Annotated in this window: 3 protein-coding genes; all 3 read right to left on the bottom strand. The window is 58.3% G+C overall.

What is annotated here, in order from left to right:
• The coding region (locus VGN12_06455; GenBank protein ID HEY4309076.1) for a class I SAM-dependent methyltransferase at positions 1-470 on the bottom strand (470 nt) is incomplete at its 3' end.
• A 140-nt stretch (positions 471-610) separates the two neighbouring features.
• A complete protein-coding gene (gene pdxH, locus VGN12_06450) occupies positions 611-1,252 on the bottom strand; it encodes a pyridoxamine 5'-phosphate oxidase (GenBank protein HEY4309075.1) in 642 nt (213 codons plus the stop codon).
• The coding region (locus VGN12_06445; protein ID HEY4309074.1) for a hypothetical protein at positions 1,249-1,507 on the bottom strand (259 nt) is incomplete at its 5' end. The genes pdxH and VGN12_06445, both read right to left, overlap by 4 nt.

Genomic DNA, 1,507 nt, shown 5'->3' with positions numbered 1-1,507 from the left:
TTCTTGAGCTGCGCGGTGGCGAGATCTTCGTTGCCGTTCTCGAAGTACGCACACGAGTACACCATGTTCTCGTCGAGCCACAGCTTGTAGAACTCGTTCGACACATCGTAGTGGTACTGGATCGCTTTCTTGTCCGACGTCTTCGAATGATTGAAGTAGCGCCGCACGCGCGCCAGCTTGCCCGCGCTGGTCACGGTATTACGTGCCAACTGGTAGCCGATATTGATGATGTCCGACAGCTTGCCTTCGATGTCGATCTTGCCCTTCACGTACGCCTCGCCGAGATTGTCGAGGCTCGGTTCGAGCAGATAGGGCAACGCCGTGGCGCTTTTGACGTGTAGCGTGACCTGCGGGGCGGCGAACTGCCCGAAGTCATGTTGCTGCCCGTCCCACAACACGAGCCGGGCCGGCAGGTTAGCCCTGGTTTTTACGTCTTCAACCCACTGCGCCAGCTTCTTCTCCCAGAACATGTGATCTCTCCGTGTCCGTTGAACTAAAGCAAAGCCAAAGTGGATCAGCGCCCGGCGCGACGCAACTCCCATGCCGCGAGGCGAGATCCGGCCGGCGCGCGCTGCTGCGTTGGCGGCGCGCTACCGACGTTATATTCGATTCAAGGCGATAGGCGGGAGATTTGCCAGTCGCCGTTTTCGCTTGCGCGCGTATAGAGCAGACGGTCATGCAGACGCGACGGCCGGCCCTGCCAGAATTCGATTGCTTCGGGGACCAAACGATAACCTCCCCAGTGAGGTGGGCGCGGTGGCTGGTCGCCGTATTGCAGGCTGATTTCGCGTTCGCGTGTTTCGAGCTGCGAACGGCTTTCAATTACCTGACTCTGATTCGACGCCCATGCGCCGATGCGCGAACCGAGCGGACGCGACGTGAAATACGCGTCGCTTTCTTCACCGCTGGTTTTGATAATGCGGCCCTCGATGCGTACCTGACGTTCGAGTTCGATCCAGTAGAACAGCAGGCTTGCGTACGGATTGGCGGCCAGTTCGCGGCCCTTGCGGCTTTCGTAGTTGGTGAAGAACACGAAGCCACGCTCGTCGATGCCTTTGATCAGTACGATGCGCGCCGACGGCCGGCCGCGCGAGTCGACCGTGGCCAGCGTCATCGTATTCGGCTCGGGTAGTTTGGCATCGACCGCCTGTTGAAACCACTTGTCGAATTGACGGAAGGGGTCCCGGTCGACATCAGCAACGTCCAAAGAACCTAGCGAATAGTTTTTTCGAAGTTCGGCGAGTGAAGTCATGTTTTTATGCAAACACTACAGTCCAGCAAGTATAGCGAATGAGTTAATTTCTTGCGCGCGAACGGATCAAGACCCTGCTCCGTGTATGGTGCGCCAGCACGTACCGCGCCCGCTGCCATGCGGAGCGGCGCATTCAGGCAAAATACGGGCTGGGTTTCACGATCCCCTCTGATGCCCGTCAATCCGCTTGAGCCTGCCTGAGCACCGTCACTTTCTGTTTTGCCTGTTTTCAACGAGCCCTGCCACCATGTCCAG

The sequence above is a fragment of the Pirellulales bacterium genome (genome assembly GCA_036499395.1).
GTDB lineage: Bacteria > Planctomycetota > Planctomycetia > Pirellulales > JACPPG01 > JACPPG01.
This window is presented reverse-complemented; position numbering and strand designations above follow the sequence as displayed.